17 protein-coding genes and 1 riboswitch are annotated in these 16,988 nt (G+C 42.4%); of the genes, 14 read left to right on the top strand and 3 right to left on the bottom strand.

What is annotated here, in order from left to right; translation table 11 throughout:
• The first annotated feature begins 643 nt into the window (after positions 1 to 643).
• The 4 genes from BMZ06_RS15230 (at position 644) to BMZ06_RS15215 (ending at position 4,709) form a co-directional block, all read left to right on the top strand.
• Positions 644 to 1,483: an SDR family oxidoreductase gene (locus BMZ06_RS15230; protein ID WP_089753195.1), complete on the top strand. Its 840-nt coding sequence runs from the start codon at positions 644 to 646 to the stop codon at positions 1,481 to 1,483.
• 57 nt (positions 1,484 to 1,540) lie between these two features.
• A complete protein-coding gene (locus BMZ06_RS15225) occupies positions 1,541 to 2,293 on the top strand; it encodes an alpha/beta hydrolase (protein WP_089753193.1) in 753 nt (250 codons plus the stop codon).
• A gap of 94 nt (positions 2,294 to 2,387) precedes the next feature.
• Positions 2,388 to 2,486, top strand: a riboswitch (TPP riboswitch).
• Positions 2,487 to 2,567: 81 nt separating this feature from the next.
• Positions 2,568 to 3,134, top strand: coding sequence for an energy-coupled thiamine transporter ThiT (thiT, locus tag BMZ06_RS15220; RefSeq protein ID WP_089753203.1), 567 nt, complete (start codon positions 2,568 to 2,570; stop codon positions 3,132 to 3,134).
• A gap of 126 nt (positions 3,135 to 3,260) precedes the next feature.
• Complete coding sequence (locus tag BMZ06_RS15215; protein ID WP_089753190.1) at positions 3,261 to 4,709, top strand: phospholipase D family protein; 1,449 nt, start codon at positions 3,261 to 3,263, stop codon at positions 4,707 to 4,709.
• Between the two features lie 40 nt (positions 4,710 to 4,749).
• Here the strand turns inward: BMZ06_RS15215 and BMZ06_RS15210 are convergent, their stop codons facing one another.
• Positions 4,750 to 5,100 carry a YflT domain-containing protein gene (locus tag BMZ06_RS15210; RefSeq protein WP_089753188.1) on the bottom strand — a complete coding sequence of 117 codons (351 nt, stop codon included), beginning with the start codon at positions 5,098 to 5,100 and terminating at the stop codon, positions 4,750 to 4,752.
• Positions 5,101 to 5,243: 143 nt separating this feature from the next.
• Here BMZ06_RS15210 and BMZ06_RS15200 point away from each other — a divergent pair, with 143 nt between their 5' ends.
• The 10 genes from BMZ06_RS15200 to BMZ06_RS15150 all read left to right on the top strand — a co-directional run bounded on the left by BMZ06_RS15200 (position 5,244) and on the right by BMZ06_RS15150 (position 15,177).
• On the top strand, positions 5,244 to 6,116 hold the full coding sequence (locus tag BMZ06_RS15200; protein WP_089753184.1) for a DUF1028 domain-containing protein: 873 nt from the start codon (positions 5,244 to 5,246) through the stop codon (positions 6,114 to 6,116).
• Between the two features lie 600 nt (positions 6,117 to 6,716).
• Positions 6,717 to 7,085 (top strand): DUF4181 domain-containing protein, encoded by a 369-nt coding sequence (locus BMZ06_RS21300; RefSeq protein ID WP_425431776.1) that lies wholly within the window; start codon positions 6,717 to 6,719, stop codon positions 7,083 to 7,085.
• Between the two features lie 36 nt (positions 7,086 to 7,121).
• Positions 7,122 to 7,322 carry a hypothetical protein gene (locus BMZ06_RS15190; protein WP_089753180.1) on the top strand — a complete coding sequence of 67 codons (201 nt, stop codon included), beginning with the start codon at positions 7,122 to 7,124 and terminating at the stop codon, positions 7,320 to 7,322.
• A gap of 145 nt (positions 7,323 to 7,467) precedes the next feature.
• The gene (locus BMZ06_RS15185; RefSeq protein ID WP_089753178.1) at positions 7,468 to 8,052 is read left to right on the top strand and encodes a DUF2087 domain-containing protein; all 585 of its coding nucleotides are present in this window, start codon (positions 7,468 to 7,470) and stop codon (positions 8,050 to 8,052) included.
• A gap of 72 nt (positions 8,053 to 8,124) precedes the next feature.
• Positions 8,125 to 9,300 (top strand): MFS transporter, encoded by a 1,176-nt coding sequence (locus tag BMZ06_RS15180; protein WP_089753176.1) that lies wholly within the window; start codon positions 8,125 to 8,127, stop codon positions 9,298 to 9,300.
• A gap of 120 nt (positions 9,301 to 9,420) precedes the next feature.
• Positions 9,421 to 10,248, top strand: a complete 828-nt coding sequence (gene fdhD / locus BMZ06_RS15175) for a formate dehydrogenase accessory sulfurtransferase FdhD (protein WP_089753174.1) — start codon at positions 9,421 to 9,423, stop codon at positions 10,246 to 10,248.
• Positions 10,245 to 13,190, top strand: coding sequence for a formate dehydrogenase subunit alpha (gene fdhF / locus BMZ06_RS15170; RefSeq protein ID WP_089753173.1), 2,946 nt, complete (start codon positions 10,245 to 10,247; stop codon positions 13,188 to 13,190). The genes fdhD and fdhF overlap by 4 nt, the downstream gene beginning before the upstream one ends.
• Positions 13,190 to 13,660 (top strand): helical membrane plugin domain-containing protein, encoded by a 471-nt coding sequence (locus BMZ06_RS15165; protein ID WP_089753171.1) that lies wholly within the window; start codon positions 13,190 to 13,192, stop codon positions 13,658 to 13,660. The genes fdhF and BMZ06_RS15165 overlap by 1 nt, the downstream gene beginning before the upstream one ends.
• A gap of 587 nt (positions 13,661 to 14,247) precedes the next feature.
• On the top strand, positions 14,248 to 14,517 hold the full coding sequence (locus BMZ06_RS15155; protein ID WP_089753168.1) for a hypothetical protein: 270 nt from the start codon (positions 14,248 to 14,250) through the stop codon (positions 14,515 to 14,517).
• Between the two features lie 309 nt (positions 14,518 to 14,826).
• A complete protein-coding gene (locus BMZ06_RS15150; protein ID WP_089753166.1) occupies positions 14,827 to 15,177 on the top strand; it encodes a YqfO family protein in 351 nt (116 codons plus the stop codon).
• A 112-nt stretch (positions 15,178 to 15,289) separates the two neighbouring features.
• Here the strand turns inward: BMZ06_RS15150 and BMZ06_RS15145 are convergent, their stop codons facing one another.
• Both BMZ06_RS15145 and BMZ06_RS15140 read right to left on the bottom strand, forming a co-directional pair.
• Complete coding sequence (locus tag BMZ06_RS15145) at positions 15,290 to 15,766, bottom strand: DUF456 domain-containing protein (protein ID WP_089753164.1); 477 nt, start codon at positions 15,764 to 15,766, stop codon at positions 15,290 to 15,292.
• A gap of 109 nt (positions 15,767 to 15,875) precedes the next feature.
• Positions 15,876 to 16,883, bottom strand: coding sequence for an aldo/keto reductase (locus BMZ06_RS15140; RefSeq protein ID WP_089753162.1), 1,008 nt, complete (start codon positions 16,881 to 16,883; stop codon positions 15,876 to 15,878).
• Positions 16,884 to 16,988 lie beyond the last annotated feature (105 nt).

Genomic DNA, 16,988 nt, shown 5'->3' with positions numbered 1-16,988 from the left:
CTCGAGAGGCTAGGCACCGAAACTAGCCTGAAGCTGGCGGAGATAAAGGAAACACGAAGAGCGGAGCGATTCGATGTTGACTTATCGTACAGAAGTGAGGGAAGTCTCACTAGCCGCTAGGTGCTGGAGCTGGATAGCACTCATCGTCGTTTATGTCCTGATTTACGCTTATGACTTATGAGCGTGTAAGAGCGGGAGAAGGGATTAGGTGAGATTCCGCAGGGAGTGAAACGAGCGAGGAAGCTGATGGTAAAAGGAGGATCGACTAAGATCGCCACGTCCTGTGGCAACGTCGATCGACCCTACGTCGTGTAGGGCCATAGGAAAGTGTATAAATGTGGAATCACCCCGAAAGACACGACCAGCATAAGCCGACCATCAAAAGGGTTGCGGTTTTTCAATCCGTTGATGAGCGGCTTATGTCTCGAGTGTCTGGGTGATGGAACAAGACGAGTTATTTCCCCACCAGCCCTCTTCCACATAGAGTAGCGGACCCAATTTATCTCGAAACTGAGTCTTCAACTAACCGGCCCTTGAGCTGAATAAGTTAACAAATTCGCAGTTACTTAACGGAGCTATTAAAAGAAGGGGAACATGATGACTTTATAGAAATTTAAACAGACGCTGATTAGGAGGCGATTGTATGGAAAAAACAGTATTAATAACGGGGGCTTCAAGCGGTTTTGGTTTTCAAACCGCCGTAAAGTGCGCTGCCCGAGGATTTCACGTGATAGCCACAATGAGAAATATGGATAAAGCCAAGGCATTTTTTTCAGAGGATATAGATGAAGAGATCACTCGGCGTATTGAAGTCTGGCCACTAGATGTGACTGATTCTTTTTCATTATTTGAATTCGAGAATCGAGTGCAGGAGACTGAACGGATAGATATATTAGTCAACAATGCTGGATATGCTTTGGGTGGATTTGTTGAACAAGTTCCTATCGAAGCGTATCGACGTCAATTTGAAACGAATCTCTTTGGTGTCATTCGTGTAACCCAAGCCATCCTGCCAATTATGAGACGGCAGAGAAGCGGAAAGATCATGAATGTCAGCAGTGTGAGTGGTTTGATCGGCTTTCCAGGGTTATCCGCCTATGTTGCATCCAAACACGCACTCGAAGGATTTTCAGAGAGTCTGCGGCTTGAGATGAAACCATTTGGCATCGATGTGGCTCTAATTGAGCCTGGGTCTTATCAAACGAATATTTGGTCATCGGGAATGGAACTGCCTGAGGAGGTCCACAATCCTGATTCTCCTTACGCCGATTATATGAAAGATCTTTGGAAGGCAATGCAGCAGGGAAAACGGAGCGATCCTGACGATGTTTCCCAGCTAATGGCGAAGCTTTCTGATAAAGACAGCTTATCTCGACTGCGATACCCCATCGGCCCCGGTGTCAGGTTCAATATTATCCTGAAAAGAGTGCTGCCCTGGGCATGGCTTGAAAAGCTGATTCTAAGGCAAATACGTTCCTCTTAGTTTCGTAATCCAAAATCTGGGTAACAGTACAGAAGGAAATGAAAGGGGAGATCGGTCATGGCAGAACAGCCCATCGTATTAAAAGGAGCAGAGGAAATCCGTTTTGAAGGCAATGAAGTAGGTATCCTTATCTCGCATGGATTTACCGGAACTACTCAAAGCATGAGGCCGCTTGCGGAAGCTTATGCAAAGGAAGGATACACCGTATTCGGCCCACGATTAAAAGGTCACGGAACGACACCTGAAGATATGGAAACCACGACCTATGAGGACTGGATTCAGTCGGTAGAAGATGGCTATCATTGGCTCAAAAATCGCTGTGACATGATTTTTGTGGTCGGTTTATCAATGGGAGGTACATTAGCCCTTCATATCGCAGAAAAATTTCCAGACATTAAAGGCGTCATTCCCATTAATGCGGCAATTAAAATTCCAGCCATGGAAGGAACGGTCGCTATGGAAGAGCGCTTTATAGATGCCATTGGTTCTGATATTAAAAATCCGGAAGTGGAAGAACTGGCTTATGAGAGAACGCCTGTAAGTTCAGTGAATCAGCTGCTTACTTTAATGAATCAGGTGCAAGAGAAATTGTCAGGTGTGCATTGTCCGATTCTGATTTTTGTATCGGATGAAGATCATGTGGTTCCGCCTCATAATTCAGAGATGATCTTTGATTCGGTTTTTTCAGAACATAAAGAAATTGTCCATTTAGAAAACAGCTACCATGTGGCTACGCTCGATCATGACCAGGACTTAATTATAGAGAGAAGTCTGGAATTCTTTGAAATGTATGCAAAGACCATGGGGTAACTTTCTGAGACTTTCAGCGGGAATAAGAGAGAATAGTTGAAGATTAAACAGAAAACTACTATAATATGGAATATATCAAGAAAAGTAACGGTATAAAGCCTTCAAGGGGAGCCTTCCGGCTGAGAGTGAACGATGTTCAGACCCTTCGAACCTGTCAGTTAATACTGACGCAGGGATGGCGGCTTTTTTGATGGTGCAATGCAGTCGGGACTCCTCCATCAGGAAGCTTCCCTTTGGCATTGCTTTTTTTGTGTCTTTAAAAGGAGAGGATACAATGAAAAATAGAAGAGTATTATTTATGGTAGAGGTGGCGATTTTCTCAGCACTTGCCATTTTGCTGGATATCATACCGTTTCTATCCTTTAAGCTATGGGCTCAGGGCGGATCGATATCATTCGCCATGGTTCCGGTATTTATAATGGCCTTCCGCTGGGGCGTGAGAGGTGGAGTGCTGACCGGACTATTACTGGGATTCTATCAAATTCTGACTGGAGCCATCATTATCACCCCGGTTCAAACCCTTATCGACTATATTCTGGCTTTTGCCGTCATCGGTCTTGCAGGAGTGGTAGCTAAACCGCTCTGGAATTCGATCAAAGAAAATCATAAAAAGTCGTTGATTATGTGGATAGTATTCGGCTGTCTCATCGGCAGCTCTCTTAGATTTATAGGGCACTTCATTGCCGGTATTGTATTTTATGGAAAGTTTGCACCAGAAGGTCAGCCGGTGTGGCTATATTCACTTCTCTATAACGGAGGTTATATGCTGCCTGCATTTATTCTGAGTGCTCTTGTGGTCAGTTTACTTTTTGTAAAGCGTCCAAAACTAATTGTAAGATAAATAAAACCCTGACTAGAGTCCCTCTTTCTAGTCAGGGTTTTTTAGGTGTATCAACCTATTATTTACCAGGTTTGAGCCAAAAGGATGAGGGCTAAACAGTAAAGTATTTAAAAAGGGGGGATAAACGTGAAAAAACTAAAGAAATTACATAAAAGTAAGGTCTTTTGGATTATATTGGCATTCATTATTATTATTTCGATTACAATCGGTTATCACACCTCTTGGAAGGCACTTCCTGAAGGGGTTTCTTATGAGGGCGACGTTCATTCAATGGATGACATTGAATTTTTTTACGATTTGACTTACGAAAATGAAGCGGGGGAAACGGTACACGACCGGCAGATCTTCCAGGAGATAAACAACACCATTGCAGAGGCTGATGACTTTATTGTCGCAGATATGTTTTTATTTAATGGTTATACGGATGGGAAGCAGGAGTTCCCTGCGATTTCAGAGAATCTGGTAAACGCGATTGTCCGTCAGAAAGAAGAAGTTCCTGATCTTAAAGTTGTGTTTATTACTGATCAAATTAACACGATTTACGGATCCTATGAATCTGAGACCATTCGCCGTCTGAAAGATGCAGGGGTCGACGTTGTATTAACAAACCTGAATCAGCTGCGGGATTCCAATCCAGTTTACTCCAGTATCTGGCGTCTGTTTTTTTCCTGGACAGGCACAGGTGGAGAAGGATGGATCGGTAATCCTCTGGCCAAAGAAGCTCCGGATGTAACCCTGCGATCCTATTTGAAATTGCTGAATATTAAAGCTAACCACAGAAAGCTTCTTGTTACAGAGGATGCTGCCATGGTATCGACGGCTAATCCTCATGATGCCAGCGGCTATCACGAAAACGCAGCGTTCAAAATGGAAGGGCCAATTATTAAAGATATCTTAGAGGCAGAGGAAGCGGTAGTCAATTATTCTGGAGAAGCGGATTTCCCGGAGTATGAAAATCGCTCCTGGGAGAAGCAGGAGGGTAATTTAAGTACTCAGTTTGTAACCGAAGGAAAAATCTATCGCTCGATACAAAAAGAATTGAAAAAAGCGGGAAATGGCGATGAAGTGTGGCTCGGCATGTACTACTTGTCGGATCGCAACATTATTGACCTTCTGGATAAGGCAGCGGATCGCGGAGCAACCGTCAATATTGTAATGGATCCGAATAAAAAATCCTTCGGGCATGAGAAACCCGGACTGCCTAACTTGCCAGTAGCAGCAGAAATGCAGCGGCTTGGAAATAACAACATTAACTTAAGGTGGTATGATGTAAACATTGAACAGTATCATACAAAAATGCTGTATATTAATAAAGGAAGCAATAGTGTAATCATCGGAGGTTCTGCGAATTACACCCGGCGTAACCTGTCGAATTTAAACCTGGAAGCAGATGTAGTTATAAAAGGGAAATCAGATGAGGACGTATTTCAAGAGGTAGACCAATATTTCGAACGGATTTGGAATAATGACAGCGGACATTACACAGCGGACTATGAGGAAAACAAAGGGAATTTAACTCTTGTTCGCTACATTACGTATCATCTCCAAAAATGGACTTGGTTTACTACCTATTAAAAAGAGCTCACTGACAGCGTCAGTGAGCTATAATTTTGATTTAGTCTAAAATGCCTGAAGTTTTCTCCTGATCGGTCAGGATGAGAAGAACTTTTCCTTCATCCATATCCTCTTCGTATTCTTCAGCTTCAGACTCTGAGAATCCCATTTCCTGTAGCTTCGTACGCAGCTCGTCACCTTGTTTGCTGAAAATGTTACTGATGATATTGGTGAAATCCTGTTCGGAAAACCCGATCGTGTTTGCATCCACATTGTTAGCGATGCGATTGGTGCGGTCATCATCATGGGAAAGAATGTATATATCGGTTGGGTGGATGCCATTATCCTGTAATGATTTAACGTCTGTCATCAACTTTTCATCGTTACTATATTCACGAATCATCGGTTTCATTCGTATCATCTCCTTTTTCAATAATGATGTACAGTAGAAATAATACCCGTTTACTTATTGTAAAAACATAACAATGTTCTCTTTTCTTTAAGAAGGATTTATCAGGATAGGAGTCGAAAAAGTACGGAATGGAGGGAAAAATTATGAATAAAAATAAATCTAATATCATAGCCACGTTTTCTATCGCAGGATACGATCCGAAAACTGGAGAGTTAGGAGTGGCCGTACAGTCGAAATTTCTAGGGGTAGGTTCGGTAGTTCCCTGGGCCAAAGCGGGCGTGGGAGCAATTGCGACCCAGGCTTTTGCTAACCCTTCCTACGGACCGAATGGGCTTGCCCTTCTTGAAGAAGGCTATACAGCGAGTGAAGTGATTGAGAAACTGACGGCGGAAGATGAATTTTCAGAAGATCGTCAGGTAGGGGTAGTAGATGCGAAAGGAAACACCGCAACTTTCACAGGTAAGCAGTGTTATGAGTGGGCAGGTGGCATAACAGGAGAACATTATGCGGCACAGGGAAATATTCTGGTAAACAAAGAGACGGTAACCCATATGGGGCGTGCTTTTGAGCAAGCTTCGGGTTCTCTTGCTGACCGTTTGCTTGAAGGATTAAAGGCTGCACAGGAAGCTGGAGGAGACAGCCGCGGGAAGCAGTCGGCTGCCCTATATGTTGTCAAAGATAAAGGCGGATACGGCGGATTGAGTGACGTTTTTGTAGACCTTCGGGTGGATGACCATCCTGAGCCTATCCAGGAACTTGTTCGCATTTATCAACTGCAGCAGCTTTATTTTGGAGAAACGCTTGAGGAGCATAGGTTACCCGTTGAAGGGGAAGTAAAAGCGGATATTATCGCTCAACTTCACCGGTTAAACTACACGGAAAGCATTGATTTGCCAGACTCTGAATTGTACGATGCACTAACGGCTTATCTGCATACGGAAAATTTTGAGGGGAGAGAACAGGAGAGAGGCTGGATTGATCAGAAAGTCCTCGCGTTCATGAAAAACCAGAAATAGTGAAAACTCTTTTTAAAAAAGATCAGATTCATTATCCCTCAAAATTCTTTCAGATAAACTCATGATGCTGGAATGCTCAGTTTCTAGACATCCTCAGGAAAACGACTCGCTTCCATGGCTGAGCTCTTAACGTTCTGCGGGGTCTCATCGATCATGTTTATAGAGTTTCACCGTTTTCTCAAACCCAATATGGTAAGAAGATGCATTTCTATTCAAATAATTGGTTAATTATGTTAAATTATGAGTAATGAAAGTCGTTCTTAAAAGGTGGTTTTTCAGTATGGGTTTAGTTATAGCACTCTTGATGATTGCAGCACCAGCCTTGTTTCTAGTCAGCTGGGGGAAGTCAGGATATGACTGGGGTACATTTGAAGAAGACCGAAAAGAAAAGTGACGCATTACGGCCATTTTCCGTTATAGAGAAGCTTAAGACCCAATGAATGATTATTGGGTACTTTTTTTTCCGTTTAACTCATATTAAAAAGTGTTTATCTATAGATATGATAAAACACCTCTTTAGAGGGTGCATTACTTTTAAGTTATCATCCTAATTCGGAGTTGATTTAGTTGGAAAACAACGTAGCGGATTATGTTTTTGAGATGTATTTTTTTATAATTGCAGCAGCCCTTATCGTTCCTGTGATAGGTATCCCGATAATTTTGAGAAATCTATTAGGTGCAGATAAGAAGAAGTGGAATTCCTATAACCATATCAATAATTTCCGTAAAAAAGGGGATTTGATGCTTCGTGCTTTATTTATAATCCTCCTCCTAGCATCGATGCCGTGGTCTATAAATAATCCCTTGGTTATCTCGGGATTGATGACTGGATTTATAATAGTCCAACTTAGCTTCCGGACTTTCGCAGAATGGAAGTTCTGCTCTAACAGGCAGAATTATAAAGTATCTCTAGTGGAAATCGCGCTACTTTTTGTAACCATTTTAGGCGTAATACTCTTATTTAGCTAGATGAAATTCTGTAAATAAAGAAAAAGAGGGTCCTAAATGAAAGACGTTAATGATAAAGTTTATGGAAGCATACTGGTCTCAGCGGGAATGATTATTGGAATCACCCTGGGACTATCCTATTTTGGCCTTTTTGAAGGTCTTCGAATGCTGCGAACTCTGATTGTCGTAGTGATGATTGTGCTTATAATCTTCATTCTGGTTCGGTGGAAAGAACAATTAGATGAAAAATATAAATAGCACCCAGCTATATAGTGTCAGCTTAGATATAACTAAGCTGATTTTTTATTGGTCTTAAAGAAAGTAATTTACATTGACTTTACTCATTAATTTCATTACTATCTAATTAGATATATAACTAATTAGATAGAAAAGGAGTCTTATTATGCAGTTAGATAAAATGGTAGCTTTTCATAAAGCCGTTGGAGACCCGACCCGGTTACGTATTATTGCTCTGCTAAGACAGGGACCGCTTCATGGGCAAGCCATTGCAGGGAAACTTGGACTTCGGCCGCCGACAATTACCCATCACTTAAAGAAATTAAAGGATACGGGAATGATTTATTCCCGCCGCGATAAAAACACGATTTATTTTTATCTGGATGAAAAGAAACTTACATTTATGGCAGAGGCCGTGACGCGAATAGGAGATGAAAAAGTGAAGACTGATAAAGAGTGGCAGGTAACAGAGAAAGAAGAGCGTCAGATTCTTCAAAACTTTATCACTGTAGATGGAAAACTCAAGCAGATGCCCAGCCAGTTGAAGAAGCGAGTCATTATTCTGGCTTATTATGTGAAAGCATTCCAACCGGGAAAAACTTATGAGGAGAAAGAAGTGAACGAATACATTCAAACGTTCTTTGAGGATTATGCTACGGTGCGAAGAGAATGGATTATGCATCACTTCATGTACAGAGAAAACAATCGTTATGAACTTAATCCTCAAGAAATGTGGCCCGTCGTCGTCTAAGATGACGCTGGTCTCTTTTTTTCCCTAACTAATTAGATGAATATCTAATTAGAAATTTTGGAGGGTCTAAGGATGTTAGCAAACCGTTCGTACCGTTATTTATTTTATTCAGGCATCATTAGTGGAGTAGGGGACAGGTTCAGTCAGGTCGCCGTGTTGACGCTTATTCTACAGATTACCGGCTCAGGGCTCGCGGTAGGTACCGCACTCGGCCTGAGAATTCTTCCTTACCTTATCCTTTCACCGCTTGGTGGAAAAGCCGCCGACCGAATCGATCCCCGAAACCTTATGATAGCAGCTGACCTGCTTCGGATTCCTTTCGCACTCAGCTTTACTTTAATTGAATCGGATAAGGATATGTGGATTGCATTCACAGGAATTTTGGTCCTCTCTTCTGGGGAGGCTTTTTATCAGCCAATTAGGAAAAGCACAATTGGAAAAATAACCGAACCTTCACAATTAACGGTAGTTAATGGATTGGAACAATTCAGAGTCGGAATTGTGCTTATTTTAGGGTCCGTATCCGGGGGTGCCGCCGCTTATTTATGGGGAACGGATATGGCGTTTGTGTTTAACGCCGTGTCATTTGCTGCCGCCGCTTTTTTTATTAGAAATCTGGAAGTAAAGAAAAATTCTGTTCAAGAGAATTCCGAACCTCGAGGCATACAGATGGAAGCCAAGGACTGGTTAAGTACAGGTATTCTTTTAGCCGTCTTCATTCAGTGGACAGGCGCAGGTATGGATGGAATTTTCAACGTGCTGATCAGCGTGTATGCCGTTGAAATTTTTTCGAGCGGGGAACTTGGGGTAGGGCTTCTTTATGGTGCACTTGGAACAGGAATGATGACGAGTTTCTTCTTAATGAAGCACGTGAAGCATCATCTGTTGCTTTTTTCCATACTCGCGCTTGTCGTGGAAGGGATTCTGCAGGGGGCAGCGAGCCAGGCGGGGACGTTATCTCAACTTATGCTGTATTTTTTTGTGATATCTCTCATCGGCGCAATGTCGGGAGCTTTCCTGGATACACTCGTTATGCAAAGGATTCCTTCCGTCCGGCAGGGAAGTGTGTTTGGGTTTATTGAGTCAGGTTCGAATGTAATCCTTGGGATGATGATGTTAGGTGGCGGGTTAGCAGTGGACGTTTTTCCTATCAGAAAGATAGGGGCTACAGGAGGGATGCTTGGTGCAGCTGGAGGACTTGTTATTCTTATGTACTGGCTATTCAGGCATAAATATTTGAAAAAATAGTAATAAGTTGGAACAATAGGGTATAGATACCAGTGTTAAACTGGAAAGCTTTAATTGCAAAGGTTTAAAACTTTCCAAAAGAGGAAAATGAGTTGTAATTACTGGGAAGTGGGAGGAACTATGGATAAAGGTACAAAAAAATGGAATATGGTACGCGTAGATGGTACTGCCTCCTATGATACAACGGACATTGTAGCCGAAGAGTTTCCTCTCACCATTATGATTAATGGTCAGGAGTTCGCCACAATGGTCTGTACTCCGGATCACCTGGAAGAATTGGTGATTGGGTTTCTAGCAACCGAGGGAGCGATCTACACAGTAAAAGAAATTAAGCAGCTATCTATAGATGAAGAGCGTGGTTTTGCTTATGTAGAAACTTCTCGTCCCATTCCAGTGGGAGAAAACGAACAGAAGCGCTGGATTGGTTCCTGCTGCGGGAAAAGCCGGGCGTTTTATTTTCAAAATGATGCCAAAACGGCCCGAACCGTGATGAACCATTTTTCTTTATCTCCGGAAAGCTGTATGCAGCTGATGGAATCGTTTCATGAAAACGCCCACACCTTTCAGCGTACGGGTGGTGTCCACCAGGCGGCCATAGCTTCAGATGGAGAAATAGAAATCCAGTTTTCAGATATAGGAAGACATAATGCTTTAGACAAACTCTATGGCCACGTAATTAAAAACGGAGGCCGCAAAAAAAATCACGTCATCATTTTCAGCGGCCGTATTTCTTCAGAGGTACTCTTAAAGGTATCCAAAATGGGAATCGGGTGCCTGCTGTCTAAGTCGGCTCCTACGGATTTAGCCCTGCAGCTGGCTGAAGATCTAAACATAACCGCTGTCGGATTTATCCGCGGTGGGAGGATGAATGTTTATACTCATCCGGAGCGTATTGAGTTAAAAGAAAATGACGAAATCGTCACATCGAACAGGGAGGAATTCAATTGATCGACAGAGATCATACCGTCGTGACCATTAATGGCACTGAATATTTAGCAGATCCGGGACAGAATTTATTAGACTTAATTAACACAACAAACGAGGATGTACCTCAAATATGCTACAACGAATCACTAGGACCGATTCAGACATGTGATACTTGTATGGTTCAGGTGAATGGTGAAATTCAGCGAGCCTGTGGAATGAAAGTGGAAGCGGGAATGCGGGTTCAGACCAAGCTGCCTCATGTACATAAAGCTCAGAAAGAGGCGCTTGACCGTGTTCTTGAAAAGCATGAACTTTATTGCACCGTATGTGATTATAATAATGGAGATTGCGAGATTCATAATACGATGGCGGACTTTGGGCTCGATCACCAGTCTCGTCCGTTCCAGCCTACATCTTACAACCGTGATGACTCCGGATCTTTTTACAGATATGATCCGGACCAGTGTATCCTTTGCGGACGCTGTGTAGAAGTTTGTCAGGACGTTCAGGTAAACGAAACGCTTACCATTGACTGGGAACGCCAGGAGCCAAGGGTTATCTGGGACAACGATGTGCCGATTGACCAGTCTTCCTGCGTAAACTGCGGCCAGTGCTCTACCGTCTGCCCGTGTAATGCCATGATGGAAGTAGGAATGGAAAAAGAAGCCGGTTTCATAACCGATCAAAAGCCAGGAATTTTGAAATCGATGATTGATTTAACGAAAAAAGTAGAAACAGGTTACGGTCCGTTATTTGCCGTATCTGACTCAGAAGCCGCCATGCGTGAAGAGCGGATCGAGAAAACGAAAACCGTTTGTACCTACTGCGGAGTTGGCTGTTCTTTTGATGTATGGACAAAAGACCGCGAAATTCTGAAGGTAGAACCTCACCCTGAGTCTCCGGCAAATGGAATTTCCACCTGTGTGAAAGGGAAATTTGGCTGGGATTATGTGAACTCAGATGATCGTCTGCAAAAACCGCTGATCCGCCGCGGAGATACCTTTGAAGAAGTAGAGTGGGAAGAAGCAATTGCATATGCGGTTCGCCGTATGAATGAAATTAAAGCTGAAAAGGGAGCCGATCACCTAGGATTCATCTCTTCTTCTAAAGCAACAAACGAAGAGTCTTATTTGATGCAGAAGATTTCCCGTCAGGTCATTGGTACCAATAATGTGGATAACTGCTCCCGTTACTGCCAGGCACCGGCAACCAAAGGGCTGTTCCGTACCGTTGGCTATGGAGGAGATTCAGGATCGATTGATGATCTTGCGAAATCTGAACTGGTAATGACCATTGGTTCAAATACGGCTGAATCCCACCCTGTACTGGCATCCCGTATCAAGCGTTCCCAAAAGCTGTTTGGACAAAAACTTTTTGTGTTTGACCTGCGAAAACACGAAATGGCTAAACGCGCGGATCGTTTCTTCAGTCCTAAATCCGGTACCGATCTTGTATGGATTTCAGCTGTAACTAGATACATTCTGGATCAGGGTTGGGAAGATAAAAACTTCTTGAACGACTGGGTAAATGGATTTGAGGATTACAGAGAAAGCCTGGAACCGTTCACTTTAGAATACGCAGCCAATATGACCGGGTTCTCAGAAGAGGATTTAAAAGACCTTGCGAAAGAGATTGTGGAAGCCAAAACGGTCTCCATCTGCTGGGCAATGGGTGTAACGCAGCATATGCTCGGAAGTGATACCAGCACAGCTATTTCCAATCTGCTTCTGATCACAGGAAATTATGGCAAACCAGGTACGGGAGCTTATCCACTCCGCGGTCATAATAATGTACAGGGCTGCAGTGATTTTGGAAGCCAGCCTGATCAATTCCCAGGTTACGAAAGCGTAACGGATGAAGAGGTAAGAAAGCGTTACGAAGAGGCATGGGGCGTAGATCTACCTAAAGAAATAGGTATGGATAATCACGAAATGATAGAAGCGATTCACGATGGAAATCTGTCCATGATGTATGTAATTGGCGAGGATACAGGAATCGTGGATGCTAACATTAACTATGTAACCGCAGCTTTTGAAAAACTTGATTTCTTTATCGTGCAGGATCTGTTCCTTACAAGAACAGCGGAATACGCAGACGTGGTACTTCCTGCGGCTCCAAGTTTGGAGAAGGAAGGAACCTTTACGAACACTGAAAGAAGGATTCAACGCTTGTATAAATCCTTTGAACCGCTTCAAGGGACAAAACCTGATTGGGAAATCTTACAGGATGTAGCCAAAGAAGCAGGATTTGATTGGAAATATGAAAGTCCTTCAGAAATCATGGACGAAGCGGCAAGCCTAGCACCATTATTTGCGGGTGTCACTTATGATCGTCTGGAAGGCTATAATTCTCTTCAATGGCCGGTAGCGGAAGATGGAACGGACGAACCTTTACTATTTGTCGATCGTTTTCCATTTGAAGACGGAAAAGCTCGTCTCTATCCATTAGATTTTGAATTAATGTACGATACGACAGAAGAATATGACCTACACGTAAACAATGGACGTTTACTCGAGCATTTCCACGAAGGGAATATGACGTACCGCTCCGCAGGTATATCCAGGAAGACGCCGGATTCCTTCGTTGAAGTTTCAGAGGAGCTGGCAAAAGAACGGGGTATCAAAGAAGGAGCCCGGGTTAAGCTCATCTCTGAATCAGGGGAAGCAACTGGAACCGTTACCGTTACAGACCGCGTTAAAGGAAAAGAACTGTTCGTACCGATGAACGGAACCGGAAAGTCTGCTGTAAACTTCCTCACGGATAACCGGGTTGATAAAGATACGGATACACCAGCCTATAAAGAGATTGCGGTCAAAATGAAAGTTCTGACAAAAGAAGGTAAATCACCAATTCCTGTTAACAATCACAGACGCGGAAATCCGGTCCCTCAAATGGGTGTCAAAGTTGAGGAGAAATGGAAGCGTGACGATTACGAATTTCCTGGAAGTCAGGTGAAGCGATAATGGCGAAACCAATTACTAGTATTAAAAAGTATGAAGCCAGCCGTGAGGAACAAATTGAGAAAGATTTTGAGGAAGTAAAGACGGCTATAGCCGATAATAAAACGGCAATTCTAAAGGGAATTGATCTTTTAAAGGCTCTTGAGGAAAGTGAGACACTCGATGCTGCTACGGCTTTTACCTACAAACGAAAAGAAATACTCGCCAACATTGTAGAGGAAATCAACCGTGATATGTATACGGGTATCCTGGAGAATATTCCGGAAATTGTCTATCTTCTAGGCGATCTGGACCTGAAGACAGTAAGGGACGTGACCTCTAAGCTTAACCAGGGTATGGAAGAGATGAACGCTGCTGCTTCCTCCAAGGAAAAAACATCCGTCCTGGATTTAGCTAAAGCTCTAAAAGACCCAGAAATCAATCGCAGCATTACCATGCTTATGAATTTCTTAAAAGGTATGGGACGTAACTAGAATAAAGAACGAATCTAACAGCCCTCTCCTTAATACATCCAGGAGAGGGCTGTTTTGTTTTGATATTGGATTCAAATGAACGAGCGAATACCATAGATCCTACTAGTGAGTTGAGGTGCTTATCGTTTCTAATAGTGAATGTAACGATTGGCAGGCTGTCCTTCTCTTTCTTTGTTTCTTCGACTAGTATAAAGGTATTTTTCTCGGCAAACCAAATATCTTCGATTGTGATAAGTCCTCTAAAAAGAGTGGATACTTCCTCATCCACATAGTTCGTAATTCCAATAGTCAAGATAAAATTGTGGCTTAAATACTTAAGGATATCACCCATTTTTTTTGTGCGTTGTCTAACCATCTTGTATCACTTAATATTTAATGACTTGGTACTGTTAATATGGAGAATGAAAGGAATGGAGTCTTTAATTGATGAAGAGGTAACATGTCCTATGAACTAGAGAATATAAACATTTTCATAGAATAATAGACCTTCTATAGTTAACCACTACAAGTCTATCTATACTTTCAGAGTAGTGTAAGGGAATTTCAAAAGTGGGCACCCCTTTCTAAATGGTAAGGAGGAAAAAGTTTTGGAAGAAAAAAAGAAAACAGAGCTTTTCTACTTGAGTAGTGCTTATGGCGTCGTTTTAATGTTGCTGCTTGCATCAATAAAATTTTTATTAGTAGATGACCATATAGGAAATTTTTTAATCGTGGTTAGTATTCTTTGCATGGGAAGCATCATAAGGTATTTCGAGAAAACTCTTCTCCTGGAATCGAAAGAAAGGCGCATCATAAAAGCTGTTTTCATTGGATTCATTATCGTAATAGGTTTAGGTGGTTTTCTTATCCTTTTCTAACTATTGAAGGAGTTGTATCTAGGATCCATTTAAATAAAGCGGCAGAGTGTTGAAGGTAAAACGAAAGGAACCGTGTCCACCGAGGGCACAACTCACTCTCTGTCATCCTTAAAAAATTTGGAAGACTAAACTCTCTTATTATGATCAGGTAAGTTACTATAGGACTAGCATCATGACAAAAACATCCATTTTACAGTTCATAAAGGTACCCGGTTAGAAAGAAGCTATTTCCGCATGTGAACGGAAGAAATAAGAAGCCGAAATAAATGGTAAGATAGTAATCAAGCTTGCTAGGAAAGGAGATTGTTTATGCAGTTAAAACCAATCTATAGAATCAGAACGTTTGTCGTACCAGAAGATCTGGAGAAAGTCATTGAAGGAGTATTAAAGATTGATGACTTGAAGTATGGGAATTATAAAAATGTGGTCTGGCATTCAAATGATGGAGTAGAACAGTTTGTTCCTTCTGAAACCTCTGTACCGACAGAAGGGAACATAGGAGAAACGACAAAAGTAACTTCAGTCCGAGTGGAATTTTCCATCCCCAGAGATGAAAAGCTGCTAACCAACATCATTGAGCATGGTATTTACCCTAACCATCCCTGGGATGAGCCTGTTGTCCAAGTCACCGAAGAGTTAGAAGCGAGAAAGCATGATTAATTTTTCTTTGGACCTTCTAGGATAGGTGGTTAATAAAAATAAGATTTATATGTAAGATCTTGTTTCATGTAAAAGTCCCAGATGGATACTACCTGGGACTTTTACATATTTGTTAAATTTCAAAGAAAAACCAAATAATCATAATTAACTGAATGACGATTTTGGCTACGGTGCCACTCAAAAATCCAAATAGGGAGCCAATTGCCGCTTTCCAAGCTTCTTCATTTGATCTCTTTTGAATCAATTCGGTTCCGATAACGAGAATGAAAGGCAGGACGATAATTCCAAACGGGGGGATAATAAATGAACCGACGATTACCCCAACAGCGGCCATGCGTTCCCCCCACTTACTTCCTCCATATCGCTTTACAAAATAGCTGTTAGCAATTATGTCCGAAACAATGAGCAAGACGGTTAATAATATGACTCCTACCCAGAAAAACCATGACAATTCTTCGCCATTAAGAAAGAAAAAATAAGCCAGGAACCCGATCCATAAAACCAGTGGTCCGGGAATGATTGGAAAAATAATGCTTGCGAAGCTGGCTATAAAACATACGATAATAATTGCCCATATGAGAATCTCCATGAATTGCCCTCCTTTTATTTACATTCATTCATACGATTGAGCATGACAATGGTTCCCTTACCATCATAGAAAAACCGAGCTTGGCAGGCAAGCTCGGTTTTTATGGAATTTATTTAAGCCCTAATTCCTGACGGTCAGGTGGAGCCATAAATTCAGGTCCTACTGGATCTTTAATATGCTTGCTGAGAATTTCGTCAATATCCTGCATCGTTTCCTGATCAATACTGAAGTTTTCCACTTCCTTAACAGGATCCAGCTGATCCGGACGGCGGCCGCCCATTAAAGCGACTCCGGAACCTGGCTGATCAAGCACCCAGCGAAGAGCGAGGTGCAGGACTCGTTTACCGTAACGGTTCTGGGCAAGCTGATCCAATTCCTGAACTGCGTTTAAGTACTGCTTGAATCTTGGCTGCTGAAACTTAGGATCTTCATTTCTCAAATCATCGCCTTCAAACTCCCGGTCAGAGGACATTTTACCTGAAAGAAGACCGCGGCAGAGAGATCCGTAAGAAATTGTGGTCATGTTGTGTTCCTGCACGTAAGGAAGAATATCCTTTTCAATATCTCTTTCAAATAAGTTATACGGTGGCTGCAGCGTATGAATCGGTGCTGCTTCCCTGAATATATCCATTTGTTCTGGTGAAAAGTTACTAACACCGATCGCCTTAATCTTTCCTTGCTTATGAAGGTAGTGCAGAGCTTCTGCTGTTTCGTGAATCGGAGTAATCGGATCAGGCCAGTGAACCTGATAAATATCAATATAGTCTGTCTGCAAGCGCTGTAAGGAATCTTCTACTTCTTTATGAATTCGCTCTTTGCTGCCATTTCTAAAGACAGAGTCATCGTTCCAGTCCATGCCTACTTTAGTGGCCAGAATGATATCCTCTCGATCACCGTCATATTGCTGAACGGCTTTTCCTACTATTTCCTCGGAGCGTCCAAAACCATATACTGGAGCGGTATCAATAAGATTAATTCCTTGATCAAGCGCTGTATGGATGGTATCTATGGATTGTTTTTCATCCGTTCCACCCCACATCCAGCCGCCGATCGCCCATGTTCCTAAGCCGAGACGGCTTGCATTAATGGAAGTACCTTGAATATTTGTTTTTTCCACTTCCGTTCACCTCCAAAATTATAGCATCTCATGCTCTGAAGTATGTACCCGGTACTAACTCTGTCTAATCATCCTGGAGCCTGTCCGGGCTTCTAATTGTATTCA

The organism is Halobacillus alkaliphilus (assembly GCF_900113125.1).
In the GTDB taxonomy this organism is placed as follows: Bacteria; Bacillota; Bacilli; order Bacillales; family Halobacillaceae; genus Halobacillus; species Halobacillus alkaliphilus.
Note: the sequence above shows the minus strand (reverse complement) of the source record. Positions and strands in the feature narration are given on the sequence as shown.

Coding starts and splice junctions, on each gene's coding strand:
- BMZ06_RS15230 (WP_089753195.1), top strand. CDS start 644: ATGGAAAAAACAGTATTAATAACGGGGGCTTCAAGCGGTTTTGGTTTT.
- BMZ06_RS15225 (WP_089753193.1), top strand. CDS start 1,541: ATGGCAGAACAGCCCATCGTATTAAAAGGAGCAGAGGAAATCCGTTTT.
- thiT (WP_089753203.1), top strand. CDS start 2,568: ATGAAAAATAGAAGAGTATTATTTATGGTAGAGGTGGCGATTTTCTCA.
- BMZ06_RS15210 (WP_089753188.1), bottom strand. CDS start 5,100: ATGAAACCGATGATTCGTGAATATAGTAACGATGAAAAGTTGATGACA.
- BMZ06_RS15200 (WP_089753184.1), top strand. CDS start 5,244: ATGAATAAAAATAAATCTAATATCATAGCCACGTTTTCTATCGCAGGA.
- BMZ06_RS21300 (WP_425431776.1), top strand. CDS start 6,717: ATGTATTTTTTTATAATTGCAGCAGCCCTTATCGTTCCTGTGATAGGT.
- BMZ06_RS15190 (WP_089753180.1), top strand. CDS start 7,122: ATGAAAGACGTTAATGATAAAGTTTATGGAAGCATACTGGTCTCAGCG.
- BMZ06_RS15185 (WP_089753178.1), top strand. CDS start 7,468: ATGCAGTTAGATAAAATGGTAGCTTTTCATAAAGCCGTTGGAGACCCG.
- BMZ06_RS15180 (WP_089753176.1), top strand. CDS start 8,125: ATGTTAGCAAACCGTTCGTACCGTTATTTATTTTATTCAGGCATCATT.
- fdhD (WP_089753174.1), top strand. CDS start 9,421: ATGGATAAAGGTACAAAAAAATGGAATATGGTACGCGTAGATGGTACT.
- BMZ06_RS15165 (WP_089753171.1), top strand. CDS start 13,190: ATGGCGAAACCAATTACTAGTATTAAAAAGTATGAAGCCAGCCGTGAG.
- BMZ06_RS15150 (WP_089753166.1), top strand. CDS start 14,827: ATGCAGTTAAAACCAATCTATAGAATCAGAACGTTTGTCGTACCAGAA.
- BMZ06_RS15145 (WP_089753164.1), bottom strand. CDS start 15,766: ATGGAGATTCTCATATGGGCAATTATTATCGTATGTTTTATAGCCAGC.